21 protein-coding genes are annotated in these 25,297 nt (G+C 70.8%); 13 read left to right on the top strand and 8 right to left on the bottom strand.

Annotation, left to right across the window (positions count from 1 at the left end):
- Positions 1-159: 159 nt before the first annotated feature.
- From ABD951_RS01100 to ABD951_RS01090, 3 genes are read left to right on the top strand one after another with little or no spacing between them, the layout of a single operon-like run.
- Positions 160-1,320 carry a sensor histidine kinase gene (locus tag ABD951_RS01100; protein ID WP_345341216.1) on the top strand — a complete coding sequence of 387 codons (1,161 nt, stop codon included), beginning with the start codon at positions 160-162 and terminating at the stop codon, positions 1,318-1,320.
- A gap of 42 nt (positions 1,321-1,362) precedes the next feature.
- Entirely contained in the window at positions 1,363-1,989 is a 627-nt protein-coding gene (locus tag ABD951_RS01095) for a response regulator (protein ID WP_345341186.1), read from the top strand.
- A 45-nt stretch (positions 1,990-2,034) separates the two neighbouring features.
- Complete coding sequence (locus tag ABD951_RS01090; RefSeq protein ID WP_345341184.1) at positions 2,035-3,246, top strand: arginine deiminase; 1,212 nt, start codon at positions 2,035-2,037, stop codon at positions 3,244-3,246.
- Here the strand turns inward: ABD951_RS01090 and arsC are convergent.
- On the bottom strand, positions 3,243-3,605 hold the full coding sequence (gene arsC / locus ABD951_RS01085; RefSeq protein ID WP_345341182.1) for an arsenate reductase (glutaredoxin): 363 nt from the start codon (positions 3,603-3,605) through the stop codon (positions 3,243-3,245). The two genes, ABD951_RS01090 and arsC, sit on opposite strands and share 4 nt — an antisense overlap.
- Positions 3,606-3,673: 68 nt before the next feature.
- Here arsC and ABD951_RS01080 point away from each other — a divergent pair, with 68 nt between their 5' ends.
- The 4 genes from ABD951_RS01080 to ABD951_RS01065 all read left to right on the top strand — a co-directional run bounded on the left by ABD951_RS01080 (position 3,674) and on the right by ABD951_RS01065 (position 5,421).
- Positions 3,674-4,114: a nuclear transport factor 2 family protein gene (locus tag ABD951_RS01080; protein WP_345341180.1), complete on the top strand. Its 441-nt coding sequence runs from the start codon at positions 3,674-3,676 to the stop codon at positions 4,112-4,114.
- Between the two features lie 28 nt (positions 4,115-4,142).
- A complete protein-coding gene (locus tag ABD951_RS01075; protein ID WP_345341178.1) occupies positions 4,143-4,502 on the top strand; it encodes a GntR family transcriptional regulator in 360 nt (119 codons plus the stop codon).
- A 43-nt stretch (positions 4,503-4,545) separates the two neighbouring features.
- Complete coding sequence (locus ABD951_RS01070) at positions 4,546-4,926, top strand: DUF2784 domain-containing protein (RefSeq protein WP_345341176.1); 381 nt, start codon at positions 4,546-4,548, stop codon at positions 4,924-4,926.
- A 69-nt stretch (positions 4,927-4,995) separates the two neighbouring features.
- Positions 4,996-5,421 carry a DoxX family protein gene (locus ABD951_RS01065; RefSeq protein ID WP_345341174.1) on the top strand — a complete coding sequence of 142 codons (426 nt, stop codon included), beginning with the start codon at positions 4,996-4,998 and terminating at the stop codon, positions 5,419-5,421.
- Between the two features lie 37 nt (positions 5,422-5,458).
- Here the strand turns inward: ABD951_RS01065 and ABD951_RS01060 are convergent, their stop codons facing one another.
- Positions 5,459-7,012 (bottom strand): dolichyl-phosphate-mannose--protein mannosyltransferase, encoded by a 1,554-nt coding sequence (locus ABD951_RS01060; RefSeq protein ID WP_345341172.1) that lies wholly within the window; start codon positions 7,010-7,012, stop codon positions 5,459-5,461.
- A 23-nt stretch (positions 7,013-7,035) separates the two neighbouring features.
- Between ABD951_RS01060 and rsmI the strand changes: the two genes are divergently transcribed.
- Both rsmI and ABD951_RS01050 read left to right on the top strand, forming a co-directional pair.
- Positions 7,036-7,866 (top strand): 16S rRNA (cytidine(1402)-2'-O)-methyltransferase, encoded by an 831-nt coding sequence (rsmI, locus tag ABD951_RS01055; protein WP_345341170.1) that lies wholly within the window; start codon positions 7,036-7,038, stop codon positions 7,864-7,866.
- Positions 7,867-8,296: 430 nt separating this feature from the next.
- Complete coding sequence (locus ABD951_RS01050) at positions 8,297-12,367, top strand: nSTAND1 domain-containing NTPase (protein ID WP_345341168.1); 4,071 nt, start codon at positions 8,297-8,299, stop codon at positions 12,365-12,367.
- On the opposite strand, the gene ABD951_RS01045 is transcribed toward ABD951_RS01050, so the two are convergent.
- The 3 genes from ABD951_RS01045 to metG all read right to left on the bottom strand — a co-directional run bounded on the left by ABD951_RS01045 (position 12,364) and on the right by metG (position 16,406).
- Positions 12,364-13,617: an aminodeoxychorismate synthase component I gene (locus ABD951_RS01045; RefSeq protein ID WP_345341166.1), complete on the bottom strand. Its 1,254-nt coding sequence runs from the start codon at positions 13,615-13,617 to the stop codon at positions 12,364-12,366. The two genes, ABD951_RS01050 and ABD951_RS01045, sit on opposite strands and share 4 nt — an antisense overlap.
- Before the next feature lie 71 nt (positions 13,618-13,688).
- Entirely contained in the window at positions 13,689-14,777 is a 1,089-nt protein-coding gene (locus tag ABD951_RS01040; RefSeq protein WP_345341164.1) for a DUF2786 domain-containing protein, read from the bottom strand.
- Positions 14,778-14,849: 72 nt separating this feature from the next.
- Positions 14,850-16,406: a methionine--tRNA ligase gene (gene metG, locus ABD951_RS01035; RefSeq protein ID WP_345341162.1), complete on the bottom strand. Its 1,557-nt coding sequence runs from the start codon at positions 16,404-16,406 to the stop codon at positions 14,850-14,852.
- 20 nt (positions 16,407-16,426) lie between these two features.
- Here metG and ABD951_RS01030 point away from each other — a divergent pair, with 20 nt between their 5' ends.
- Together ABD951_RS01030 and ABD951_RS28605 are read left to right on the top strand one after the other, a co-directional pair.
- Positions 16,427-17,254, top strand: coding sequence for a TatD family hydrolase (locus ABD951_RS01030; protein ID WP_345341160.1), 828 nt, complete (start codon positions 16,427-16,429; stop codon positions 17,252-17,254).
- A 142-nt stretch (positions 17,255-17,396) separates the two neighbouring features.
- The gene (locus ABD951_RS28605; RefSeq protein WP_425569750.1) at positions 17,397-17,978 is read left to right on the top strand and encodes a DUF6578 domain-containing protein; all 582 of its coding nucleotides are present in this window, start codon (positions 17,397-17,399) and stop codon (positions 17,976-17,978) included.
- Here ABD951_RS28605 and ABD951_RS01025 read toward each other — a convergent pair.
- Together ABD951_RS01025 and ABD951_RS01020 are read right to left on the bottom strand one after the other, a co-directional pair.
- Positions 17,878-18,627: an amino acid ABC transporter ATP-binding protein gene (locus ABD951_RS01025; protein ID WP_345341158.1), complete on the bottom strand. Its 750-nt coding sequence runs from the start codon at positions 18,625-18,627 to the stop codon at positions 17,878-17,880. The two genes, ABD951_RS28605 and ABD951_RS01025, sit on opposite strands and share 101 nt — an antisense overlap.
- Positions 18,624-20,099: an amino acid ABC transporter substrate-binding protein/permease gene (locus ABD951_RS01020; protein WP_345341156.1), complete on the bottom strand. Its 1,476-nt coding sequence runs from the start codon at positions 20,097-20,099 to the stop codon at positions 18,624-18,626. Before ABD951_RS01020 ends, ABD951_RS01025 begins: the two co-directional genes overlap by 4 nt.
- A 178-nt stretch (positions 20,100-20,277) precedes the next feature.
- On the opposite strand from ABD951_RS01020, the gene ABD951_RS01015 reads away from it, so the two are divergent.
- Both ABD951_RS01015 and rsmA read left to right on the top strand, forming a co-directional pair.
- Complete coding sequence (locus tag ABD951_RS01015) at positions 20,278-21,405, top strand: resuscitation-promoting factor (protein WP_345341154.1); 1,128 nt, start codon at positions 20,278-20,280, stop codon at positions 21,403-21,405.
- A gap of 53 nt (positions 21,406-21,458) precedes the next feature.
- A complete protein-coding gene (gene rsmA / locus ABD951_RS01010; RefSeq protein ID WP_345341152.1) occupies positions 21,459-22,352 on the top strand; it encodes a 16S rRNA (adenine(1518)-N(6)/adenine(1519)-N(6))-dimethyltransferase RsmA in 894 nt (297 codons plus the stop codon).
- Between the two features lie 671 nt (positions 22,353-23,023).
- Here the strand turns inward: rsmA and ABD951_RS01005 are convergent.
- Positions 23,024-25,276, bottom strand: coding sequence for a heavy metal translocating P-type ATPase (locus tag ABD951_RS01005; protein WP_345341150.1), 2,253 nt, complete (start codon positions 25,274-25,276; stop codon positions 23,024-23,026).
- Positions 25,277-25,297 lie beyond the last annotated feature (21 nt).

Genomic DNA, 25,297 nt, shown 5'->3' with positions numbered 1-25,297 from the left:
CATCGCGCAACGGTTGAGTTCCCCGGTCAATCGAAAGTTGGATTCCGGCGGTCGTGGTGGGCCCGCGTCCACGCCGGTGTTAGCGTGGACGAAATGCAGCTCCCAGCCCACCGTGACCGAGGCGCGGCCGCGGTGACCGACGACCGCGGCCCGGTCTCGGTGCTGCGTGTCATGACGCTGGGCGCGCACGGCCTGTTCGTGCTGCTGCTCGCCGTCGGGGTGGCGCGCAGCGTCGCCGACGATCCGAATCCCGTTCCCGCGCTGGTCCTCGCGGCGCTCGTGCTCGGGTGGTATCTGGCCGGAATCTGGTTCGCCCGCCGGTCCGCCAGGACCGGCAGCGCCGGCTACGGCAAGGTGTGGCTCGCGGTCCTGATCGCGGGCTGGCTCGGTCTCGCCGTGCTGAGCGGGAATTACGTGTGGGTGGCGTTCCCCCTGTTCTTCCTGTGCTTCCACCTGCTCTCGACCGCGGCGGCGCTGGTGTCGACGGTCGCGATCACCGCGGTCGTCGTCGGGGCCACCCTGTGGCACGGTGCGTCGAACGCGGTGGCGTCGATCGTCGGGCCGATCTTCGGTGCGGCCGCCGCGGCCGGGATGGCGCTGGTGTACCAGCAACTCGTCCGCGACGCCCAGCAGCGCCGGCGGCTGTACGACGAGCTGGCCGACTCCCATCACGAATTGCTCAGTGCCCAGGACGAACTCGCAACCCTGCAGCGAGAGGCCGGGGCGGTCGCCGAGCGGGCCCGGCTGGCCCGTGACATCCACGACACCCTCGCCCAGGGCTTCTCGTCGATCCTGTTGCTCGCTCGTGCGGGGCAGCGCGACCCGGATCCGGTCGGGGTGCTGACCCGGATCGCCGACACCGCCCAGGACAACCTCGTCGAGGCGCGGCGTGTGGTCGGGGCGCTGACACCGTCGGCGCTGGAGGAGGCGTCCCTCGCGTCCGCGCTCGGCAGGCTGGTGGAGCAGCTGCGTGAGCACCTCGGTGTCGCCGCCGAACTCGTCGTCGACGGCGACACGGCGGCGCTGCCGATGGAGTACGACGTCGCCCTGCTCCGAGTGGCGCAGAGCGCGTTGGCGAACGTGCGGCTGCACTCGCGGGCCGAGCACGTGCGGGTCACCCTCTCGTACGCGCCGGACGAGGTGCGCCTCGACGTCGTCGACGACGGTGTCGGGTTCGATCCGGACGCCGCGGCCGCGTCGGCGTCGTTCGGTCTGCGCGCGATGCGTGACCGGCTGGACTCGCTCGGCGGCGCGCTGGTCGTCGAGTCCGCACCCGGCGACGGAACCGCGCTGGCCGCAACGCTTCCGGTGCCGTCGTGAGACCGAGGCGGGTGGCGTCGTGACACCGCGGCGGGCCGCGTCATGACACCGCTGCGGATCCTGCTGGTCGACGATCACCCCGTCGTGCGGGCCGGGATGCGGGCCCTGTTGACGTCGCGCGACGGGCTCGACGTGGTCGGAGAGGCGGCGTCGGGTGAGCAGGCGCTCGACCTGGTCGCGGCCGAGCGACCCGACGTCGTGTTGATGGATCTCCGGCTCGGGGCGGGCATGGACGGTGCGAAGGCCACCGCGGCGATCGTCGCGCGTCCCGACCCGCCCCGGGTCGTCGTGCTCACCACCTACGACACCGACACCGACATCCTGCGTGCGGTCGAGGCCGGGGCATCGGGGTACCTGCTCAAGGACAGTGACCCGGAAGTCCTCGTGTCCGCGGTGTGGGCCGCGTCGCGCGGGGAGACCGTGCTCAATCCCGATGTGGCGCAACGTCTGTACCGGAGAATCCGGTCACCGCGGGTCGATCTCAGTGCCCGCGAGACGGAGATCGTCTCCCTGGTGGCGCGGGGGTTGTCCAACCGGGCCATCGCCAAGGAGCTGTTCGTCACCGAGGCGACCGTGAAATCGCATCTGGTGCACGTGTTCTCGAAGCTCGGTGTGGACAGCCGGACGGCCGCTGTCGCGGCTGCCCGGGAACGCGGGCTGATCGACTGACGTAGCGCTCGCGGCCGACGTGACGGGGCGCTACCGTACGACGGTATGGCGAGCGAGCGCGGGACCGGGCCGGGGGTCGAATCCGAGGTGGGGCGGCTGCGCACGGTGCTGCTGCACCGTCCCGGCGACGAGCTCAAGCGCCTGACCCCGCGCAACAACGATCAGCTGCTGTTCGACGGCCTGCCCTGGGTGGACCGCGCCCAGGACGAGCACGACGCGTTCGCGGATCTGCTGCGGTCGCGGGGCGTCGAGGTGCTGCTGGTGTCCGACGTGCTCACCGAGGCGCTGACGGTCAGCGGCGCGGCCCGGATCCAGGGCATCGCCGCGGCGGTCGATCCCCGGCGCCTCGGACACACTCTCGCCCAGGAACTTTCCGAGCACCTGCGCACCGTGGAACCGGCCGACCTGGCCACGGTGCTGATGGCGGGGATGACGTTCGACGAACTGCCGATCGGGCCCGGCGGGCCGTCGCTGGTACGGCGGATGCATCACGGCGGCGACTTCGTCATCGAACCGCTGCCGAACCTGCTGTTCACTCGCGACTCGTCGTTCTGGATCAGGGACCGTGTCGCGATCACCTCGCTGGCGCTGCCGGCTCGGGTGCGGGAGGCGTCGCTGACCGACCTGATCTACGCCCACCACCCACGGTTCCGGGGCGTACGTCGGGCGTACGAGTCCCACACCGCGCCGGTCGAGGGCGGCGACGTCCTGCTCCTCGCACCCGGGGTGATCGCCGTCGGGGTGGGGGAGCGGACCACGCCTGCGGGCGCGGAGGCGTTGGCGCGCAGCGTCTTCGACGACAACCTCGCCCACACCGTGCTGGTCGTCCCGATCGAGCAGCGGCGCGCGTCGATGCACCTGGACACCGTGTGCACGATGGTCGACGTCGACGCGGTCGTGATGTACCCGGCGGTCGCGCACACGCTGACCGCGTTCACGCTGCGTCGTGAGGAGAGCGGCGTGTCCATCCGCGGAGCCGAGCCGTTCCTGCACGCGGCGGCCGCGGCGATGGGAATCGGCAAGCTCCGAGTCATCGACACCGGACTCGACCACGTCACCGCCGAACGCGAGCAGTGGGACGACGGAAACAACACCCTCGCGGTCGCGCCCGGCGTCGTCGTCGCCTACGAGCGCAACGTCGAGACCAACGCCCGCCTCGAGGCGTCGGGCATCGAGGTCCTGCGGATCGCCGGGTCCGAACTGGGGTCCGGACGCGGCGGTCCGCGGTGCATGTCCTGCCCGATCAGCCGGGACTAGAGAATCGTGGTGACGCTCTCGACCGGGCGCGCGAGGACCGTGCCGCGGTCGGTGACGACGATCGGGCGCTCGATCAGGATCGGGTGTTCGACCATCGCGTCGAGCAGGTCGTCCTCGCTCGCGTCGGCGAGCCCGAGCTCCTTGTACAGCGACTCCTTCGTGCGGATCGCCTGGCTCGGCTTCAGGCCGGCGTCGTCGAGGAGTTTGCGCAAGCCGTCGCGGGACGGCGGTGTCTCCAGGTACTTGACGACGGTCGGGGTGATGCCGGCCTCCTCGATCAGCGCCAGCACCTTGCGGGACGTGCTGCAGCGCTGGTTGTGGTAGATCGTCGCCTGCGTCGCGGGGGAAGTCGTAGCCATGAATCACATTGTGCCCCGGCCCGGCCGAACCGCGGACGCAGGTGACCCCGGTGCGGTTTCATTGTCCGATGGACAACGCGTACTTCTTCTTCTGGATCGAGGTCCACGACCTGTTCACCCGGTACGCCCGCGCCGTCGACACCCGGGACTGGGACGTGTACCGGACCGTGTTCACCGCCGACGCGCAGATCGACTACAGCACCTCCGGCGGGCCGACCGGGGATCGGGAGTCCGTCATCGCCGCGCTCGACCCGATGCTCGCGTTGTTCTCCCGCACCCAGCACTACGTCACCAACGTCGACGTCCGCAGTTTCGACCAGGAGCAGGGCGTCGCGTCGGTCAGTGCGATGTTCTACAACCCGCTGGTCGTGGGGCCCGGCAAGCAGTTCTTCTGCGGCGGCTGGTACCACCACGACCTGGTCCGGACGCCGGCCGACGGCTGGCGCAGCCGGCGACTGGTCGAGGAGGCGGCGTGGTTCGACCGCGCCGAGGAAGCGTTCACGCCGTGACCGGGCGCTTCGAGGGTTAGCCTCGATCATGCGCATCGACATCGACCCGTCCTCGTCGACGCCGCCGTTCGAGCAGATCAAGCTCCAGATCCTCGAGCAGGTACGTGACGGTCGGCTGATCGCAGGCACCAAGCTGCCGACGGTCCGGGCGTTCGCCGAGCAGTTGGGGCTCGCGGCCAACACCGTCGCCAAGTCGTACCGGGAGCTCGAGTCCCTCGGCGCGATCGAAACCCGGGGCCGGCTCGGGTCGTTCGTCGCGTCGATCGGCGACGCCACGACCGCCGCGGCCGAGCGGGCGGCCACCGAGTACGTCGCCACGGTCCGGGGTCTCGGCCTGTCCGACGCGTTCGCGCGCTCGCTCGTCGAGGCCGCGATCCGGGGGGCCTGACGGATTAGGCTGGGCTGCGGGGAGGTGCTCCGCGGAGGTGTGGATGGGCTACCGCGCGATCGAGATGCTGTGCGTGGTCGTGCACTTGTCGTTCATCGGATACGTCGTGTTCGGGGGTTTCCTGGCGTGGCGGTGGCCGCGGACGATCGCGGTGCACGCCCTCGCCGTCGCGTGGGGGTTCGGGTCGGTCCTGATCGGGTACGACTGCCCGCTGACATCGCTCGAGAACTGGGCCCGGGTGGCCGGGGGCCAGCCGCCGTTGCCGTCGACGGGCTTCATCGCCTACTACCTCACCGGCGTGGTGTACCCGGAGGACGCGGTGACCCTGGTCCGGTTGCTGGCGGCCGCGGTCGTCGTGGGGTCGTGGGTCGGCTACGGCGTCCGGAGGTGGCACCGCCGCACTTTAGTTGACGCTTCAACCTAATCGTGTCAGAGTGGGTACGTTCCGTTCCCTGCGTGGGATTCCGCGCCGCACATCGCAAAGGACCACGACATGAAATCCAGCGCATTCCGCGACCTCGCCCTGCTCATCGCCCGCGTCGGGATCGGCATCATCTTCGTCGCGCACGGCTGGCAGAAGTTCTTCACGAACGGCATCGACAAGACCCAGGTCGCGTTCGACGGGATGGGCGCGCCGATGCCCGACCTGTCGGCGATCCTCGCCGCGAGCGTCGAACTGGGCGGTGGCCTGCTGCTGATCGTCGGGCTTCTCACGCCGATCGCCGGGATCCTGCTGTTCCTCGACATGCTCGGTGCGTTCTTCATCGTGCACGCCGACCAGGGCCTGTTCATGCCGATGGGCTACGAGCTGGTCCTCGCGCTCGGTGTCTCCTCGCTGCTGATCGCCGCCGTCGGTGCGGGACGGCTCAGCGTCGACGCCCTCCTCGGCGGCAGGCTCGCGGCGACGGCCTCCGTCTGACCCGGTTTCCCGGAGGCGGGCCCGCGCAGCGGCGTGCTCAGCGCCAACTCGGCAGCCACAGCTGCTGCTGCCACGCCTCCGGGGTGATCGGCAGGGCCGTCAGGATCGGCCACAGCCACACGAAGTTCGCCACCACCAGCCCCAGATACAACGCGACCGCGAGCAGTCCGGTGCCGCGCCGTTCCGCGGCGGCGCGCGCGCTGCCGATCACCTCGCCGCACACCAGGGCCAGTCCCATCACCAGGAACGGCGCCAGCGCGACCGCGTAGAAGTAGTACATCTGCCGGTCCATCGTCACGAACCACGGCAGCCACCCGGCGCCGTACCCGACGAGGACCGCGGCGTACCGCCAGTCCCGCCCGACCACGGCTCGCCACAGCGCCCACCCGAGCATCGGCACCGCCAGCCACCACATCGCCGGCGTGCCGACCAGCATCACCGCCTTGACGCAGCTCGAGGCGCCGCACCCGGACACCTGGTCGCCCTCGGCGAAGTAGTACAGCATCGGGCGCAACCCCATCGGCCACGTCCACGGCTTCGATTCCCACGGGTGGTGGTTGCCGGCGGAGTTCGTCAGGCCCGCGTGGAACTCGAGCACGTTGCCGCTGTAGTACCACAGCGACCGCAACGCGGCCGGGACGAACGAGAAGGACCCGCCGAAGCCGATCTGGTCGCCGACCGCGTGCCGGTCCACGCCCGTCTCCGACGCGAACCACGCCCAGTAGGTCGCCAGGTACACCCCGATCGGTACCAGAACCAGGGAGTACAGCGCGGGACCGATGTCGCGCACGGCGGTGCCCACCCACGGCCGGCGCACGCCGTGATAGCGGCGCGCGGCGACGTCGAAGGCGACGCACATCAGCCCGAAGAACGCGATGAAGTAGACGCCCGACCACTTGGTGCCACAGGCCAGGCCCAGCAGCACGCCGGCGCCCAACCGCCACCAGCGGACCCCCAGCCGCGGCCCGTACGGCGACTGCGCGACCCGGCCCTCGTCGAACACGACCGCCATCCGCTCCCGCACCTGGTCCCGGTCGACGATCAGGCATCCGAACGCGGCGACCACGAACAGGGCCATGAAGATGTCGAGCATCCCGATCCGGGACGAGACGAACGTCACGCCGTCGGCGATCATCAGGACACCCGCGATCGCGCCGACGAGGGTCGACCGGGTCATCCGCCGCACGATCCGGATCACCAGCAGCACGATCACGGTGCCGGCGACCGCGGCCGCGAACCGCCAGCCCCAGCCGTTGTAGCCGAAGATCGCCTCCCCGAGCGCGATCATCTGCTTGCCGACCGGTGGATGGACCACCAGGCCGTAGCCGGGATTGTCCTCGACGCCGCCGCCGGTGAGCACCTGCCAGCCCTGCGGGGCGTAGTGCTTCTCGTCGAACACCGGGGTGCCCGCGTCGGTCGGATAGCCGAGCATCGTGAAACGGGTGATCGCCGCGACGGCCGTGAGGAACGCGGTGACGACCCAGCCGCGGAGCCGGTCGGTGGGCCCGCGGTCGGGCGCCGGAGCCGCGGGACCCGGGCTGAGCAGGACCCGATCGTCCGGCGTCGGGCGCTCGTCGGTCAACTGGGTCACGGCACGATCGTAGGCTGTCGGGCATGAACGGTTGCCTGGTCCTTGCCGCGACGCCGATGGGAGAGGTCCGTGACGCGTCGGACCGGTTGCGTGAGGCGCTCGCAACCGCCGATGTCGTCGCCGCCGAGGACACCCGCCGCACCCGGCACCTCGCCACGGCCCTCGGCGTGACGATCACCGGCCGGGTCGTCAGCTTCTACGACCAGGTCGAGACCGCCCGGCTGCCGGCGCTGGTCGAGGACGTCGCCGAGGGTCGCACGGTCCTGCTCGTCACCGACGCCGGCATGCCGTCCGTCAGCGATCCCGGCTACCGGCTCGTCGCGGCCTGCGTCGCCCGGGATCTGCCGGTCACCTGCCTGCCCGGGCCGTCCGCGGTCACGACCGCGCTGGCACTGTCGGGGCTGCCGGTCGAGCGGTTCTGCTTCGACGGGTTCCCGCCCCGCAAGCAGGGGCCGCGCCGGGCCTGGCTCGAGACGCTCCGCGCCGAGCCCCGGGCGTGCGCGTTCTTCGAGGCGCCGCACCGGCTGGCCGACACCCTCGCGGACGCGGTCGAGATTCTCGGCGGAGAACGGCGGGCGGCCGTGTGCCGGGAACTGACGAAGACGTACGAGGAGGTCCGGCGGGGCAGCCTGACCGAGCTCGCGCACTGGGCGGCCGAGGGCGTGCGAGGAGAGATCACCGTCGTGCTCGAGGGTGCGCGCCCGGTGGCGGCCCGGCCCGAGGACCTCGTCGGCGAGGTCGAGCGGCTCGTCGCGGACGGTGCGCGGCTGAAGGACGCGTGTGCCACGGTCGCGACGGACGGTGTGTCCAAGCGCGAGGTGTACGAGGCGGTGCTCGCGTCGCGTAAGCAGTGACGCCCGCCTCCCCGCGGGCGCGTCGCCGACCGTCAGCTCGGAATGCCTGCCAGTAACACGATCAGCGCGACCGACGCCGCGACGACGAGCGCGGCGGCCAGGGTCGGGGGAATCCTCGTGACGATCTTGACGGCGATTCGGCTCATGCTTCGACTCCTCCGGGTCGGCCGGGCCTGATGCCCGGTCCGGTGTCGGTCGGCCTCTTGTCTTCGGCGCGTGCGCGGCGGGAGCTACCCCTCGAATCTGTCAGTCCCCGCCGACGCCGCGGCCTGGCGCAAGGCCCCACCTGCGCCGCACACCACTGTGCCCACCGATCCGAACCCGACCAATTGGTGCGCATCGAGATTCCGATATTGTCCCTGTTCACAAGCGGTGAGGAACTATTCCGCAGCGGATTTTCCCCGCTGGGAACGAGGAGATGGACGGCGGGATGAACGACGAGCCCGACGCGAGACTGCACTTCGCGGACCAGTTGCGACTGCTGTTCGCGACTGCCGGTGGACCGCCGCTCAAGACGGTGGTCTCGGAGGCCGGCGCGCTGGCTCGGGCGATCGGCGCGGACAAGCCGGTGTCGGTGCAGCGGCTCAGCGACTGGCGGTCCGGCAAGCGCGTGCCTGCGACCTTCGACACCGTGCGCCCGGTCCTCGTGGTGCTGATCCGGTCGGCCCAGTCGTTGCACGGCAGCCAGCCGCCGTCACCGGGTCTCTACTCACTCAAGCAGTGGCACGGGTGGTGGCACAGCGCCCGCGACGGCGGCGGCCCGGCCCGCGGCCGCGCCGAGTCGGACAAGCCCGCCGTGGCCGCGCCGTTGACCGGGGTGCGTCCGTACCGCGGCCTCGAGCCGTACCGCGCGGAGGACGCCCGCCTGTTCTTCGGCCGGACGGAGAGCCTCGAACGGTTGGTCGGTGTGGTGACGGCGGCGCAGGGGCGCGGCATGACGATCGTCACCGGTGCGTCCGGGGTCGGCAAGTCCTCACTCGTCCAGGCGGGTCTGGTCGCGGAACTGCTGCGGAGCGAGTCGGGCGCGGAGGAGCCGACCGGGACGTCGATCGTCCTGACGCCCGGTCCGGATCCGCTGCGGGCGCTCGCCGACGCGGTCCCCGAAATCGGCGAGCTCGCGCCGAACGCCGACCGCGAGTCGGTGCGGCGGGCCGTGCGCGCGGCCGCGGAGCGGCTCGGGACCGCGCAGCTGGTGATCATCGTCGACCAGATCGAGGAGCTGTTCACCCAGTGCGACGACCCGGTCAACCGGGACCGGTTCCTGCGGATCCTCGACCATGCCGCGTCGACCGTCGGGCCGGACGAGACCCCGGACTCCGCCCCGACGGTGATCGCGACGATGCGGTCCGACTTCTACGCCCAGGCGCTCGCCCACCCGGTCCTCGCCGACGCCCTCGAACTGCGCAGCCGCGCGGTGTCCCCGCTGACCCGCGAGGAGATGGTGGAGGTCATCACCCGGCCGGCCCAGTTGATCGGGGTGAAGCTCGAGGCCGGTCTGGTGGACCTGATCCTGCACGACCTCGGGGTGCTGACCTCCGACGACGGCAGCAGCACGGTGCTTCCGCTGCTCTCGCACCTGCTCGACGGCATGTGGGAACGGCGCCGCGGCGGGCAGATGACCGTCGCCGGGTACCGGGCCACCGGCGGAGTCCGAGGGTCGGTCGCCGCGACCGCCGAAGACACCTGGGAGGGACTCGACGACCGGGGGAAGGTGCTCGCCCGGTCGATCATGGTGCACCTCGTCTACGTCACGCAGACCGGAGCGGACGTCAAGATCCGCCGCACCGTCCCCCAGCTGCTCGCGTTCGCCGGCGACGACCCGGCGGTCGCGCGGCAGGTCGTCGACCAGTTCATCGCGGCGCGCGTGCTCGTCGCCGACGCCGACAGCGTGGAACTGATCCACGACGCGGTGATCGAGGCGTGGCCGCGGCTGAAGACGTGGATCCAGGAGGACCGGTCGTATTCGGCGCTGCGGCAGCAGATCGAGGAGGACGCCGGACGATGGGAGGAGTCCGCGCGCGACAAGAGCCTGCTCTACCAGCGCGGCAGGCTCGACATGGTCGCCGAGTACGACGCCCCGCGGGCCGCCGCCGAGGGGTACGCCGGCCCGGACCGCGGCACCGCGCGGGTCGCGACGACGCTGACCCCGTCCGCCACCGAGTTCCTGGCGGCCTCGACGCTGCACGTCCGCCGCAACACGTGGGTCCAGCGCGTCGTGATGGCGGCGCTGGTGGTGTCCACCGTCGTCGCGCTCGTCGCGGTGCAGATGGCCTGGTCCGGCAAGAACCGCGCGGAAGCCGACCGCAGCGCGGCCCAGTTCCGGCAGGTGGTCGCGCTCGCCGACTCGTTGCGGACCACCGATCCGACGACCGCGGCACGGCTCTCGCTCGCGGCGTGGCAGATGCGCCCCGGCAGCGACACCGCCTACGCCGGGTTGATCGCCACCGAGTCGACGCCGATCGGCCGGTCCCTCGACGGGCACACCGGTCCGGTGTACGGCGTGGCGATCACCGCGGACGGCACGATGATGGCCTCGGCCAGCGACGATCGCACGGTCCGGCTGTGGAATCTGCGTGACCGTACGGCGCCGCGTCCGGTCGGCCCGCCGCTGACCGGGTCGTCGAAGTACATGGCTTCGGTGTCGTTCGCGCCGACCGGCCGGGTGCTGGCGGCCGGGGCCGGTGACGGCACCGTGTACCTGTGGGACGTCAGCGATCCGGCGGCCCCGCGGCTGCTGGCCGACGGCGCGCGGGCCGGCACGAAGGCCGTGCACAACATCCGGTTCAGCCCGGACGGACGCACGCTCGCCGCGCCGAACGACGACGGCACGGTCACGCTGTTCGACACCTCCGCGGCGGTGGCCTCGGATCCCGACACCGGCGCGGTGTTGCCTCCGGCCCCCGGCCCGTATCCGACGACGATCCTGCAGGCCCACCCGGCCGGGGTGCGGACCGTGTCGTTCCGCGGCGACTCCGCGGTCATGGCGACCTCCAGCGACGACCGCAGCGTCCGGTTGTGGGACATGTCGAATCGGGCGGCGCCGGTCCCGTTGCCGCCGGTGCCCGCCGAGTTCGGCGACGTGGTGCACTCGGTGGCGTTCGCGCCGGACGGTCGGACCCTGGCCGCCAGCAGTGACGACGGTGTCATCCGGATCTTCGACACCAGCGACGTCACCGCGGTCCGGCAGATCGGTGCGCCGGTGCAGGCGCACACCGGGGCCATCTGGACGATCGCGTTCGCGGCCGACGGCGCCACCCTGGCCAGCGCTTCGTGGGACGGCACCGTCAAGCGCTGGACGGTCGAGCGGGACCGCGGCGCGTTGCGTGAACTGCGGCCCGCGCTGACCGGCAACGGCGGCGGAGTGCCGGCCCTGGCGTTGAGTTCGGACGGCGGCACCGTCGTCACCGGCGGCCAGGATTCGAAGGTCCGGGTGTGGACCCTGCCGCGCACCGCGCTGCCGGTGTCGGAGGCGGCGCTGACGCTGCCGTCGATCAGTCGGGACGGTTCGCTGATGGCGACCGGCGGCTACGACTCGGTGATCCGGCTCTGGCAGGTCGACCGCGCCGGCCGTCCCCGGGTGGCCGGCGAGACCGCGCTGCCGCGGCCGTTCGGGGGCGCGCACATGGTGGCGTTGTCGCCGGACGGGACGATGATGGCGACCGCGCCGACGACCGGCGGCCAGGTGCAGGTGTGGGACGTCCACGACCCGGTCCATCCCCGCCCGCTCGGACCCCCGATCACGACCGCGACCCGGTTCACGTGGGAGTTGGCGTTCAGCCCGGACAGCCGCACCCTCGCGATCGGGGACGACGACACCAGCATGCGGCTGTGGAATCTGGCCGACCCGGAGCGGCCGGTGCCGTGGGGGCCGCGGCTCGACGGCCCGAGCAATCTGGTGCGGACCGCCGCGTTCAGTCCGGACGGCACGTCGCTCGTCGCGGTCGACGCGGACGGCGGGGTGTTCGCGTGGTCGGTCGCCGACCCGGCGCGACCCGAGTCGCTGACCGTCGACGGCTCGGACAGCGGGTCCGGGAACAACGGGGTGTCGTTCGATCCGGCAGGCACGGCGATGGCCGTCGGAACCGACGATCAGACGGTGCGGGTGTGGAATCGGGCCGAGGACGGGGCGATGTCGGTGCGGGAACCGGAACTGCGCGGACACAGCGGAACGGTGTACTCGGTGTCGTTCGACTCGACCGGGAGGTACGTGGTGTCCGGGAGTGACGACGGCACCGTCCGGTTGTGGGACGTGGCCGACCCGGGCGCGATGCGGGAGGTCGGCGGGCCGCTCGTCACCGGCGGGTCGGGGCGGTGGCAGGTGGCGTTCGTGCCGGGCACCGAGACCGTGATGGCCGCGGACGGCGACGGGGTGCTGCGAGCCTGGCGCCTCGACGTCGATTCGATCATCGACCGCATCTGCGGAGGGTCGGCCGGTCTGACCGAGCAGCAGGAGAGCGATTTCGAGCTGTCGGGGTCCGCGCGGGGTGAGTGCTCGGGCTAGATCCGGTGGGCGGCCGCGCGCAGGGTGACGATGCTCGACGCCTTGTCGAGGCACTCCTGCCATTCGGCGTCGGGGTCCGAGTCGATCGTGATGCCGCCCCCGACCCCGAGTGCCGCGTTGCCGTCGGCGTCGAACTCGACCGTCCGGATCGCGACGTTGAGCTCGGTGCCCGCCAGTGGCGACGCGAATCCGACGGTGCCGCAGTACACCCCGCGAGGATGCGGCTCCCACACCCGCAGCAGTTGCCGGGCACGGTGTTTCGGGCAGCCGGTCACCGAGGCCGGCGGGAAGCTGGCGTCGAGCAGGTCGGCGGTGGTCGTGCCGGGTGGCACGGTCGCCGCGACGGTGGACACCAGGTGCCACACCCCGGGTGCCGGGTGCACGCCGAGGAGGTCGGTGACGACGACCGTGCCCGGGATAGCGAGGTGGCCCAGGTCGTTGCGGACCAGATCGACGATCATCACGTTCTCCGCGACGTCCTTCACCGACGCGCGCAGCAGCTCCGGGTCGGCGCCGATCGGAAGAGTTCCCTTGATCGGGCTCGACGTCACCCGGTCGCCGTGCCGCGACAGGTACAGCTCCGGCGACAGTGACGCCACCGCACCCCAGGGTCCCTGCAGGTACGCGGCCCGCGCGGGGCGCGTCGCGTCGGCGGCGTCGGCGAAGAAGTCGAGCGGATCGCCGTGCATCCGGCCGGTGTACCGCGCGCACACGCACGCCTGGTACACCTCGCCCGCCGCGATGGCGTCGAGGCAGCGCGTCACGCCGGAGTGATGGGCGGCGCGGTCGGGTGGCGTCCACTCCACGTGCCAGGGTCGCGGATCTGGGTCCGGTCTCGTTGCCGCCTCGGACCACGCTGGGGGACAGGGGTTTTCGGTGAGCGACTCGTACCACCAGCAGCCGTCGGCGTCCTGCCGCAAGACGCTGTCGGTCCAGCCGCCGGCGGCGGCCGGCAGTGCGCGTGCACCGTCGGCCGGCAGGTCGGGGTACCCGAGGTAGCCGATCCAGCCGCCTCCGATCAGCGGCCGGTCGCCGGGTTCGCGGTCCGCAGTGGGGCGGCCCGACAGGTCGAAGGCCGTGCGTGGCGGGACGGGTGTGGTCGTCACGGCGGGCGCCAGAACCGCCCGCGACCCGAACCAGTCGCCGATCAGTGCGGCGGGGGCGGGGGCGTCCCGGTCGGCGGCGAGGCGCGCGAGCGCGCGCAGTACCGCCGCCGGGGTGCCGCCGCTGCCCAACCGCTCGATCCGCATCCGGCAAGGGTGTCACGGCCGGTCCCGGGCGGTGCAAATCGCCAGGTGTCCCGGGGCGCTCGGGCCGGTGTTCATCCCGCTATCGCCCGCCGGTTCGGGTCCAGATGCGCCGCGTCCGCGGCGGACCGGCCGGCCGCGACACCGCCGAGATCGCTGACCGTGAACCCCCAGGACCGCAGCCGGGGCCCGAACAGCCGGTCGACCTCGGCCTGCACCGCGTCGGACCGGCGGGTCAGGAGCGGGAGCAGATCGCCGAACCGGGCGTCCGCGTCGACGACGGCCTGCGCGGTGGCGGCCTTCTCGGCCTCGGTCAGCCGCTGTCCGATCCGGACGGCGAACCCGTACAGGAACGCCCGCCGGAACGCCGCCGAGCTCGCACCCCGGGTGTGCTCGCTGCGCATCGCCTGGGTCGCCTGGACCAGGAGGGACGTGAACAGCAGGTCCACCCGCTCGAGATCGGCGGGGGTGCCGACGACGGTCGCGATCGCGTCCACCGCGTTGTAGAGGGTGGACACGTGGTTGGCCTCGCCGACCGTGGTCAGCAGCAGTCCCTTCTGCTTGCTGTACGGCCGGTCCAGGTGGATCCTGCGCGCCCGCACCACGACGGCGCGGTCGGCGGCGCCGGCGCTGAGCAGCGTCTCCGTCACGGAGTGGCGCGTCATCAGTTCCTGGGCCTTCGCGGTGAGGGTCTCGGCCTCCTCGGTGAACTCGGTGCTCTCCGCCTTGGCGAGCAACCCGCGAATCCTGCCCAGCACCTTCGCGTCGGTACCGACATCGGCCTGCTCGACGCGGATCTGGGGCCACCGCGACGGCGGCGGGCAGAGCATCCGCAGTGGTTGCAGCTGCCGGAGCAACCGCAGCGCCGACGTGGACAGCGACGGTTCGTCGGGTCGCCGCGGGTAGGTGTCGGCGATGGTGCGCAACTGGTCGACCCAGTGCAGCGGGGCACGGGCCCAGGCCCCGCTGCGGTTGGCCTCCCGCAGGATCAGCACACCGATCGGGGCGAGCTCGACGGCGGCCAGCCCGCGCCGGGCGACGTGGAGCACGTCGGCGGGCTGCCACCCGCTCTCGTAGGCGCGTTGCAGCGCGGCCACCGCGTCGAGGCCGTCGCCCGACCCGAACCCCGACCTGCTTCGAATGTCTGTTCGATTGGTCCCCATGGGGGCAGTCTGCCCGGGGGGTCCGACAAGTTACCTCGCTGCAGGTCGGAGCCTGTTTTCAGGGGCGGTGCGTCAGTCCTTCTCGGGCTCGACGTACCGCGGGAACACCGGTGCCGGTGCGGGCAGCGGGGTGCCGGCGACGATGCGGGTCGGGATGTCGGCGAACTGACGGGACTCCGCCCTCTGCCCGAGGACGCTGAGGATCTTGTCCGCGGCGTCCGGCATCACCGGCTGGACCAGGATGCCCACGATGCGCACGACCTCGAGGGTCACGTAAAGCACGGTCGCCATCCGGGCGGGGTCGGTCTTGCGCAGCACCCACGGCTCCTGGGCGCTGAAGTACCGGTTGGTCTCGCCGAGCACGTGCCAGATCGCCTCGAGGCCCAGGTGGATGGCCTGCACGTCGAACTCGGCCCGCACCTTGGTCAGCAGTGCGTCGGCCTGCGCGAGCAGTGCGGTGTCGGCGTCGGTGAACGCGCCGGGGGTGGGGACCTGCCCGTCGCAGTTCTTCGCGACCATCGACAGTGAGCGCTGCGCGAGGTTGCCCAGCTCGTTCGACAGGTCGGCGTTCATCCGGGTGACGATCGCGTCGTGGCTGTAGTTGCCGTCCTGCCCGTAGGAGATCTCGCGGAGCAGGAAGTAGCGGACGGCGTCGAGTCCGTACTCCTCGACCAGGGCGAGGGGGTCGACGACGTTGCCGACCGACTTCGACATCTTCTCGCCCTTGTTGTACAGGAACCCGTGCACGAAGACGCGCTTCGGCAGTTCCAGGCCCGCCGACATCAGGAACGCCGGCCAGTACACGGTGTGGAAGCGGCTGATGTCCTTGCCGATGATGTGCAGGTCCGCCGGCCAGTAGGTGCGGTACGACTCGGAGTCGGTGTCGGGGAAGCCGACGCCGGTCAGGTAGTTCGTCAGCGCGTCGACCCACACGTACATCACGTGGTCGGGGTCGCCGGGCACCGGCACACCCCAGTCGAACGTGGTCCGCGACACCGAGAGGTCCTTCAGCCCGCCGGAGACGAAGCTGACGATCTCGTTGCGCCGGGTCGCGGGGGCGATGAAGTCGGGCTGCGACTCGTACAGCGCGAGCAGCCTGTCCTGGTAGCTGGACAGCCGGAAGAAGTACGTCGACTCCTCGGTCCACACCACCGGGGTGCCCGTCTCCGTGGAGATGCGGCTGCCGTCCTCCTGCAGCGTGGTCTCGGCCTCGGTGTAGAACGCCTCGTCCCGCACCGAGTACCAGCCGGCGTAGGTGTCGAGGTAGATGTCCCCGGACGCGACCATCCGCTCCCAGATCGCCTTGCTGGCCAGCTCGTGGTCGGCGTCGGTGGTGCGGATGAACCGGTCGTAGGAGACGTTCAGCACCTTGTCCATGGCCTGGAAGACGTCGGAGTTGCGGGCCGCGAGGTCGCGGACGTCGATGCCTTCCTTCGCCGCGGTCTGCTGCATCTTCAGGCCGTGCTCGTCGGTGCCGGTCATGAAGAACACGTCGAAACCGTCGAGGCGCTTGAAGCGGGCGAGCGCGTCCGTCGAGATGTACTCGTAGGCGTGCCCGATGTGCGGGGCGCCGTTGGGGTACGCGATCGCAGTGGTGATGTAGAACGGGGGCCGGCTCGGTGCAGTCATGGTGCGCCTATCGTATCTGCGTGCCCAAGGACCGTCCGGCTCCGGACCTGCCCGAGCCCCTCGCGCCGTTGATCGACGCCCACACCCACCTCGACGCGTGCGGGGCCACCGACGCGGGGTCGGTCGCCGAGATCGTCGACCGCGCGGAGAAGGTCGGGGTCGGGAGGGTAGTCACGGTCGCCGACGACCTCGCGGCGGCTCGCTTCGCGGTCGACGCCGCGAACTGGGATCCGCGCGTGTACGCCGCGGTCGCGATCCACCCCACCCGCGCGAACGTCCTCGACGACGCCACGAAGGCCGAGATCGAGCGCCTCGCCGCGGACCCGCGGACCGTCGCGGTGGGGGAGACCGGGCTGGACTACTACTGGCCCGGCAAGCTGGACGGCTGCGCGGGCGTCGAGGACCAGGTCGAGGGTTTCCGCTGGCACATCGATCTGGCGAAGCGGCTGCGCAAGCCGCTGATGATCCACAACCGGGAGGCCGACCACGACCTGCTGACCGTGCTGCTCGACGAGGGTGCCCCGGAGACGGTGATCTTCCACTGCTTCTCGTCGGACGCGACGATGGCGTTGGCCTGCGTCGAGGCGGGGTACGTGCTCAGCTTCTCGGGCACGGTCAGCTTCCGTAACGCCCGGGAGCTGCACGAGGCGGCGAAACTGGTCCCCGACGACCAGCTGCTGGTCGAGACCGACGCCCCGTACCTGACACCGCACCCGTTCCGCGGCGCCCCGAACGAGCCGTACTGCCTGCCCTACACCGTCCGGTCCCTCGCGGCCACCCGCGGCCAGGACCCGTTCGAACTCGCCGAGGCGACGACGGCCAACGCCCGGCGCGTCTACGGCCTCTGACGCCGCCCCCTGGGTGCCACCGAGTGTGCACCTGCGGGTTCGCGTCGGCCGAGTGGACACGACGCGATGTGCACGCCCGGCGTAGCGTGCACTGCACAGGTACGCCCGCACCCGGGGTCGTCGCGCCCCGGATTTCCCGAGTGTGTGGGCGCGAGATGTGCGTCACCGGTTCACCGAACCCACTCCGGTCGATTCGGCCGTCGAGATTGTCACGATTCGTATCGCCTCCTGGGAGATCGAGTGCTGCGCGCTGCCCCCGCAGGTGGGGGAGCTGTCCACCTGGCAGCTGACCGCGGAAGTCCACGACGGACAGGTGTGGGGCACCGCGCACGGCGGCCGTGCGGTCACGCGCACGGTCACCGGCACGGTGCTGAGCGTGCATCTCGTCAGCGAGGAATACCGCGAGGACGAACAAGGCGTATGGACGCCGGTCCCCGGCAGTTCCGTTCTGACCAGGGTGTTCCGCAGCCCGCGCTGGTTTCACGGCGGCGAAGCGTTCGTCTCGGGGCGGAGTTGTCGTGCGCAATCCGGCATCGTCATCGAGTTGGCGGTGACGAGGGACGGGGTGGTTCCCAATGTCGGGTCCGCGGCCGAGGTACGTCTTCCTCGCGGATCTGTGACGGTTAGAGCACCTTCCGCAGGAAGTCCTGGGTGCGCGGTTGCTGCGGGTTGCCGAAGACCTCCTCGGGGGTGCCCTCCTCGACGATGTGGCCGTCGGCCATGAAGATGACGCGGTCGGAGACCTCGCGGGCGAAGCCCATCTCGTGGGTGACGACGACCATCGTCATCCCCTCGGCGGCGAGGTCGCGCAGGACCTGCAGGACCTCGCCGACCATCTCCGGGTCCAGCGCGCTGGTCGCCTCGTCGAACAGCATCACGTCGGGGTTCATCGCCAGCGCGCGGGCGATCGCGACGCGCTGCTTCTGGCCGCCGGACAGGTTGGCGGGCCGGGCGTCCTTCTTGTCGGCGAGCCCGACGCGGCCGAGGAGCTCGATCCCGGTTTCGCGGGCCGTCTCCTTGGTGGCCCGCTTCGTCTGGATCGGGGCGAGCATGACGTTCTCGAGCGCGGTCATGTGCGGGAACAGGTTGAAGTGCTGGAACACCATCCCGATGTGGCGGCGCACCGTGTCGATGTCGACCTTCTTGTCGGTCAGGTCGTAGCCGTCGACGACGACGGTGCCGCCGGTGATGTCCTCGAGGCGGTTCAGGCAGCGCAGGAAGGTGCTCTTGCCGGACCCGGACGGCCCGATCACGCACACCACCTCGCCTGCGGCGATGTCGACGTCGATTCCCTTGAGGACCTCGTTGTCGCCGTAGGCCTTTCTGAGTGCGGTGACCCGGATCTTGGGTGCGGTGGGGGCGGACTCGCTCACGCGTTGATCCTCTTCTCGAGCCGGGCGGACAGCTTCGTCAGGGCCATGATGATCACGAAGTAGAAGATGCCGACGATCAACCACATGTTGAACGACTCGAAGTTCCTGGCGATGATGATCTTTCCGGTCTGGGTCAGTTCGGCGATACCGATCACCGACAGGATCGAGGTGTCCTTGAGAGTGATGACGGCCTGGTTCACGAACGACGGCATCATCGTCCGGAACGCCTGCGGCAGCACCACCTTGCGCATCGACGACAGGTAGTTCATGCCGAGGCTGCGCGCGGCCTCCATCTGCCCCTTGTCGACGGCCAGGATGCCACCGCGGATGATCTCGGTGATGTAGGCGCCGGCGTTCAGGCTCAGCGTGATGACGCCCGCGGTGAAGGCCGGCATCTGGAAACCGAGCGCGGCCGGGATCCCGAAGTAGATGAAGAAGGCCTGCACGATCAGCGGGGTGCCACGGAAGATGTCGACGTAGGTGACGCCGATGCCGCGCAGGACCCGGCTCGACGAGACCCGGAAGAAGCCGAAGACCAGGCCCAGGACCAGTGCGATCGCCAGCGACACCACGGTCAGGACGATCGTCAGCCACAGCCCCTTCAGCAGCAGCGGGTAGCTGTCGCGCAGCAGGGAGAAGAAGGTGTTGCCGCCCTGCGCCTGCTGGGCGCCCTCGCCCAGGTAGGTGTCGAGGATCTTGTCGTACTCGCCGCTGGCGCGCACGTTCGCGAGTCCGGTGTTGAACTTCGCGAGCAGTTCGGCGTTCTGGCCCTTGGAGACTGCGAAGCCGTACGAGTTGCCGGCCTCCTTCTGGCCGACCGCCTTGAGTCCGTTGCCCTGCGCGATCCCGTACAGCAGCACCGGGTAGTCGTCGAACACGGCCACCGAGTTACCGGTCCGGACGTCGTCGTACATGCTGGCCGAGTCGTCGAACGTCACGGTGGTGAAGCCGTACTCGTCCTTGATGGACTCGGCGAAGGTGGCGCCCTCGGTGCCGGTCTTGATCGCGACCCGCTTCCCGCGCAGGTCCTCGTAGGACTCGATGTCGTCGTTGGACTTGGCGACCGCCATCTGGACGCCGGAATCGAAGTACGGGTCCGAGAAGTCGAAGACGAGTTTGCGCTCGTCGGTGATCGACATGCCCGCGATGACGCCGTCGACCTGACGCGCCTGCAGCGCCTGCACGGCGGCGTTGAAGCCGAGCGGTTTGACCTGGTAGTCGAAGCCCTGGTCCGCGGCGATCGCCTTCAGCAGGTCCATGTCGATGCCGACGAAGTCACCCTGCTCGTTCTGGAACTCGAACGGAGCGAACGTGACGTCGGTGGCGATGAGGTACGTCTTGCCCTCGCCCGACTGGGCCGCGGCCGGGCCCTGTCCGAGCAGGACCGCGAGCAGCGTGAGGACGCCGAGCAGAACGGGTGCCGCGAGACGGCGGCCGGTTCGCGGTCCGGGGCGGTGGTGCGCAACGCTCATCCAACCTCAGTTCTCGTCGCCTGCATGGTCGTGACTGAATCTCAACAGTAATGACCGACACGCTCTTTGCGCAGGTCACGACCGGCTCAGTTGCCGGAGCTCCGCCTGTTCGTTACCGTACTGTGATCGCTCAAGGTCTGGATCACGTCCCGGTAACCGACAGCACAGGATTCTTCTCGTGTCACCTCTCGCTCGGATCAACTCGGCTCGATCGCCGTTTCTACGTCTCGTCATCGGCGCGCTCCTGCTGACACTGATCGCCGGCGGCGTTCTGGCCGTGACCCGGCACAAGACCGTTCTCGTCGACGTCGACGGGGAGATCGTCGCGCTGAGCACGATGTCCGGCAACGTCGACGACGTCCTTGCCGACGCGGGGTACGCGATCGGCGACAAGGACGCGGTGGCACCGGTGTCGGGGTCGTCGGTGTCCGACGGCGACACGGTGGTGTTGCGGCGGGCGCGTGAGCTGACGCTGACCGTCGACGGGCAGCCGCGGACACTGTGGACCACGGCCCTGACCGTCGACGAGGCGCTGACCCAGGAACGCCTCGCCGGCGACGTGCACGTGTCGGCGTCGCGGTCCCAGCGACTGCCGCTCGACGGCTCCGACCTCGAAGTCATCAGCCCGAAGGTGGTGCGCCTGGCCGACGGTGCCGCGCCCGTGACGAACGTGCGGTTGGCCGCGGCCACGGTCGGCGATCTGCTCACCGCCCAGGGCGCCCCGCTCGAGCAGCAGGACACCGTCGAGCCGGCCGTCGACACGCCCGTCGCCGAGGGACTCGCGATCAAGGTCACCCGTGTGCGCACCGCGAACCGAACCGAGACGCTGCCGTTGGCCCCGCCGGAGCAGCGCATCGAGGACCCGACGATGAACATGAGCCGCACCGTCGAGGAGCACGCCGGCACCCCGGGTGTGCAGGACGTCACGTTCGCGGTGACGACCGTCAACGGTGTCGAGGCGGGCAAGCAGCAGGTGTCGGCGACCGTGACGACACCGGCGCAGCCGAAGGTCGTCCGGGTCGGCGCGAAGCCGGGCACCGAGGTGCCGCCGGTCACGAACGGCTCGATCTGGGATGCGCTCGCGCAGTGCGAGGCCACCGGCAACTGGCACATCAACACCGGTAACGGCTTCTACGGCGGTGTGCAGTTCGACCAGAACACCTGGGAGCGCCAGGGCGGGCTCAAGTACGCGCCGCGCGCCGACCTCGCGACCCGCGAGGAGCAGATCGCGATCGCGTCGAAGACCCAGGCGACGCAGGGCTGGGGCGCGTGGCCCTCCTGCACGTCCCGCCTCGGCATGCGGTGAGGCCCGTCCGGTCGAATTTCCCGCCGTACCCGCCGGGCCGCTAAGTTCGACGGGTGTCGGATTCACACCCTCGCGGCCAGGCCGCCCTGCTCGGTCCCGCCGAGGTGCGCTCGCTCGCGGCGGAGTTCGACATCAGACCCACGAAGCAGCTCGGCCAGAACTTCGTGCACGACGGCAACACGGTCCGCAAGATCGTCGCGGTGTCCGGCGTCACGCGCGACGACGTCGTGCTCGAGGTCGGTCCGGGTCTCGGATCGCTGACCCTGGCGCTGCTCGACGTGGTGGAGAAGGTCGTCGCCGTCGAGATCGACCCGAAGTTGGCGGCCCGCCTGCCCACGACCGTCGCCGAGCGGGCACCGGAACTGTCCGGACGGCTGGACGTGGTCCTCGAGGACGCGATGAAGGTGTTGCCGTCACAGGTCCCCGCCGAGCCGACCGCGCTCGTGGCGAATCTGCCGTACAACGTCGCGGTGCCGGTGCTGCTGCACCTGTTCGCCGAGTTCCCGTCACTCCGCACCGCGTTGGTGATGGTGCAGGCGGAAGTGGCGGACCGGCTCGCCGCGCGGCCCGGCAGCAAGATCTACGGGGTGCCGAGCGTGAAGGCGAACTTCTTCGGCGAGGTGCGCCGTGCCGGTGCGGTGGGCCGGCAGGTCTTCTGGCCGGAACCGAAGATCGAGTCCGGCCTGGTCCGCATCGACCGCTTCGAGGTGCCGCCGTGGCCGATCGACGCGGAACACCGCAGGCGGGTGTTCGCGGTCGTCGATGCGGCGTTCGCCCAGCGCCGCAAGACCCTTCGCGCCGCGCTCGCGGGGTGGGCGGGATCCCCGTCCGAGGCCGAGCGCAGGCTCGTCGCCGCCGGCATCGACCCGACCGCCCGCGGCGAGGTGCTCGACGCCGCAGCATTCGTGCGGCTGGCGAGTGTGCAGCCGCCGTCCGTGTCCGGGTAGCGTCTAACGAATTATCAAGTACTGCAACGAAATACATATCGACCCCGGTCTCGGTCCGCTGCCGTACAGTGGCCTGCTGCGTCGCGTCGACGCCGCCGACACGGGTGCCGTGCGCACCGTCGGATGCCACTGTCGAGGGGGTTTCACATGTTTCGTTTCACAGGACGTCGCGTTGCGTCCGCTGTTGTCGCGGCGGCCGTGCTTGCCGGTGGTCTCGCCGCGGGCGCCGGCAACGCGTCTGCCGCCGGATCGTTCTCCGGCGAGTCGGCGAACACCTCCGGATCGTACGAGGACGCGAATGCAGATCCCGTGAGCTTCATCCTCGAAGCGGCGGGCGCGATTCCCGGTGTCTTCGTCATGGTTGGAAGCGTGGTCGTCTGCGGGAGCCTGGTCGATCACGGGAATCCCTGCGGGTTGGGGATGCAACCCGGAATCGGGTAGCGGTCGCCCCGGGCGCGCCGGACCCCGGCGGGACGTGTTCGGGAGTTCCGAGCCCCCGGGGATCCGGTCCGGTGTGGGGAAGCGCGCGCTCGCGGCGGGCCATCCGGGAGTCTCCGGATGCCCCGCCGCGTACGATCATCGGCTCGGTACGGCATCAGATGTGGTGCGTCCGCGTGTGCCTTCGAGAGGACGGGCAGTCCGGCCAGGGCACACGGGCGGAGTGGTTGCCGTCACCGGAACCGGCGCAGCCGCAGGCTGTTGCTGACCACGAAGACGCTGGAGAACGCCATCGCGGCGCCGGCGAGCATCGGGTTGAGCAGTCCGGCCGCGGCCAGAGGCAGGGCGCCGACGTTGTAGGCGAAGGCCCAGAACAGGTTGCCCTTGATGGTCCGCAACGTCTTGCGGGACAGGCGGATCGCGTCCGCCGCGGCCCGCAGGTCGCCGCGCACCAGGGTCAGGTCGCTGGCCTCGATCGCGACGTCGGTGCCGGTACCCATCGCCAGCCCGAGGTCGGCCTGGGCCAGCGCCGCCGCATCGTTGACGCCGTCGCCGACCATCGCGACCACCCTGCCCTCGGCCTGCAGCCGCCGGACGGTCTCCACCTTGTCCTGCGGGAGCACCTCGGCGATCACCTCGTCGATCCCGACCTCGTCGGCGACGGCCCGGGCCGCGGCCGCGTTGTCGCCGGTCAGCATGATCGGGGTCAGGCCCAGGCCCCGTAGCTGGGAGATGGCCTCCGCCGAGGTGGCCTTGACGGCGTCCGCGACCACGAGCACGCCGCGCGCCCTGCCGTCCCAGCCGACCACGACGGCGGTCTTGCCCTCGGATTCGGCTGTGCGCAGCGCGGATTCGAGGTCCGCGGACAGCGGCTGAGCCCAATCCTCCAGCAGCCGCACCCGGCCCACGATCACCGCGTGGCCGTCGACGACGCCCTGCACCCCGAGGCCCTCGATGTTGGCGAACTCCTCGACCCGCGGCAGCTCCGCGGCGGGGACCCGGTCGCGGGCGCCCTTCGCGATGGCCTGCGCGATCGGGTGCTCGGAGGAGTCCTCGAGCGCCCCGGCGAGCCGCAGCACCTCCGCGGTGTCCTCGCCCTCGCCCGCGATGACGTCCTGCAGGGTCATCCTGCCGGTGGTGACGGTGCCGGTCTTGTCCAGTACCACGGTGTCCACGCGCCGGGTCGACTCGAGCACTTCGGGACCCTTGATCAGGATGCCGAGCTGCGCTCCGCGACCGGTTCCGACCATCAGAGCGGTCGGGGTGGCCAGACCCAGGGCGCACGGGCAGGCGATGATCAGCACCGCGACGGCGGCCGTGAAGGCGGCGGCGACGGAGCCGCCGGTGCCGATCCAGTAGCCCAGGGTCGCGACCGACAGTGCGATCACGATCGGGACGAAGACACCGGAGATCGTGTCGGCGAGGCGCTGCGCCCGCGCCTTCCCGGTCTGTGCGTCCTCGACCAGCCTCGCCATCTGCGCGAGCTGGGTGTCCGAGCCGACCCGGGTGGCGCGCACCAGGATTCGGCCGCCGACATTGACGGTCGCGCCGACCACCCGGTCGCCGGGGCCGACCTCGACAGGAACGGACTCTCCGGTCAGCATCGAGGCGTCGACCGCGGACGAACCCTCGGTCACGTCGCCGTCGGTGGCGATCTTCTCGCCGGGTCGCACGACGAACTCGTCCCCGACCGCGAGCCGGTCGACGGGGATGCGCTGCTCGACCCCGTCACGCAGCACCGACACCTCCTTGGCGCCGAGTTCGAGCAGGGCGCGCAGGGCGGCGCCGGCGCGACGCTTCGACCGGGCCTCGAAGTAGCGGCCGGCGAGGATGAACGTGGTCACGCCCGCGGCGGCCTCGAGGTAGATGTTGCCGGTGCCGTCGGTTCGGGCGATGGTCAGTTCGAACGGGTGCGTCATACCGGCCACCCCCGCGGTGCCCCAGAACAGTGCGTACACGGACCAGCCGAGGGCGGCGAGCGTGCCCATCGACACGAGGGTGTCCATCGTCGCGGTGCCGTGCCGCAGATTGGTCCAGGCGGCCTGGTGGAACGGCCAGGCGCCCCACACGACGACAGGGGCGGCGAGGGTCAGCGACAGCCACTGCCAGTTGGTGAACTGGAGCGCCGGGATCATCGCCATCGCGATCACCGGCACGCTGAGCGCGAGCGAGATCAGCAGGCGGCGACGCAGTGCGGACGTCGGATCGTCCTCGGCGACAGCGACATCGGCGCTGTCCGCCGTCGACGGCGGGGTCGGGAGCGCGGCGCTGTACCCGGCCGCCTCGACCGCGGACACCAGGTCGTCGGGGGTGACGTCCCCGGTGTAGTCGACGCGGGCCTTCTCGGTGGCGTAGTTGACGGTGGCGGTGACCCCGTCGAGCTTGTTGAGCTTGCGCTCGATGCGGGCCGCGCAGGACGCGCAGGTCATGCCGCCGATCAGCAATTCGACCTGTCCGTCGGTCGGTGCGTGCGTGACGGGGTTCATCGTGACTCCTCTCCGGTGTGT

The organism is Rhodococcus olei, assembly GCF_039540555.1.
GTDB classification, from domain to species: domain Bacteria; phylum Actinomycetota; class Actinomycetes; order Mycobacteriales; family Mycobacteriaceae; genus Rhodococcus_G; species Rhodococcus_G olei.
The sequence above is the reverse complement of the archived record's forward strand: the minus strand, read 5'-3'. Positions and strand labels throughout refer to the sequence as shown.